General features: G+C 65.8%; 2 protein-coding genes and 1 pseudogene. All 3 read right to left on the reverse strand.

From position 1 onward, the window contains the following. Window positions 1-309 (reverse strand): hypothetical protein (locus tag A3A5_RS42025; protein WP_035813323.1); only part of this gene is annotated, 309 nt, incomplete at its 3' end. After that, on the reverse strand, window positions 306-1073 hold the full coding sequence (istB, locus tag A3A5_RS0122000) for an IS21-like element helper ATPase IstB (protein WP_018312679.1): 768 nt from the start codon (window positions 1071-1073) through the stop codon (window positions 306-308). The genes istB and A3A5_RS42025, both read right to left, overlap by 4 nt. After that, window positions 1060-1487: pseudogene (locus A3A5_RS0122005) on the reverse strand (IS21 family transposase); the annotation flags it as partial. The gene istB and the pseudogene A3A5_RS0122005, both read right to left, overlap by 14 nt.

The raw sequence follows: 1487 nt of genomic DNA on the forward strand, positions 1-1487 counted from the left end.
GTGTTGACGGCGGTGTAAAAGCGACAGTAAATGGCGGCGTTTGGTTGGGGTAAGCAAGGGGCCGCATGCGGCCCCTTGCAGTTCGGGTTGGACGGTGTTGGTTAGAACGGATCGTCCAGGCCTTTCTCGGGGGGGCGAGCGCTGCTCACTCAGCAGGTCATGCAGAGCGAGCTGGTAGTGCGCGCAGATCCGTTCGCGTAGATCGTCGATGAGTTCGACGACGGCGAGGGCCTGCTCAGCGGACCAGTTGTCTGGGATCAGGAAGTCGAGCCCGTGGGTGATGCCTGAGGGCAGATGCAGACGCGTCATGATGGCTTTCTCTCCGCCCGGGCCGCGCTGCGTTTCTTTGCTCGCTGATCGGCCCGCTCACGCGCTTCCTTGACGCGATACGACTCGCCCTCGATTGCGATGACTTCGGCACGATGCACGAGCCGGTCAACCAGCGAGACGACACAGGCGGCGTTCGGGAACACCTCGGACCACTCGGCGAACGGCCGGTTCGTCGTGACCACCGTACTGGTGGCGCCATACCGGCGACTGACGAGTTCGAACAGCAGATCGGCATGCCGGTTTGAGTACGACAGGTAGCCGACCTCGTCGATGAGCAGCACGTCCGGCGAGGCATAGCGGTGGAGGCGCCGCCGCAAGGCCGAATCGCTGTCGAGGGCGGCCAGCTCGCCGAGCATCTGGCCGGCGGTGGTGAACAGCGCCGTGTGCCCTTGGACGAGCGCCTGATAGGCCAGATTCAGCGCCAGGGTCGATTTGCCGACGCCGTTCGGGCCGATCAGCACGACGTTGGCCGAGTCCTTGACGAACTCCAGCGACATCAATTCTTCGACGGCGGCCCGGTCGCAGCGCGTCGGCCAGTTCCAGTCGAAGTCGCACAAGGGCTTGAAGTTGCCCAGGCGGGCATCCCGGATGCGGCGCTCCAGCGAGCGGCGCGAGCGCTCCTCTTCTTCCCATTGCAGCAGCGGCGCCACCCACCCGGCGTCGGCGACCTCCGGCCAGTGCGCGAGTAGCCCGTGCAGACGCAAGGCATTCGCACGGCTTTGCAGGTTCTCAGGCGTGTTCATTGGCATCTCCAGCGATCTGATCGTAGATGTCGAGCCGGTGGGGTATGACCAGCTTGTCCTTGTGCCGGACGTGTTCAGGCAGATGGATGCCCACCGGCGGGGGCGCCTGGCGCGCCTCGCGTCGGCGCTCCAGCGCCAGGCGCACCGGATTCTGGTGAGGCGCCGCATCGCTGGCGAGGATTTCCTCGATCGCCGCTTGCAGTTCTGCTGCGCCATAACGGTCGAGCAGGCGCAGCAGGTGCGTGGTGATGTTGCCCAGATTGCCGCCCCGTTCCGCCGCGCGCAGCAGCAGCGCCTGGCTGGCCGGCGCCGCCCGAGCCAGATGGTCAAGTCCGCGATGGTGGCGGGCTTCGCGTTTGCGCTCGACCAAGGCGTTGATGTGCGCGGCAATCTCTATCTGCGCGCCGCGATCGT

Source organism: Cupriavidus sp. UYPR2.512, assembly GCF_000379565.1.
Taxonomy (GTDB): domain Bacteria; phylum Pseudomonadota; class Gammaproteobacteria; order Burkholderiales; family Burkholderiaceae; genus Cupriavidus.

Excerpts from the sequence above, each read along its gene's own strand:
- istB (WP_018312679.1), bottom strand. The coding sequence starts at position 1,073 with ATGAACACGCCTGAGAACCTGCAAAGCCGTGCGAATGCCTTGCGTCTG.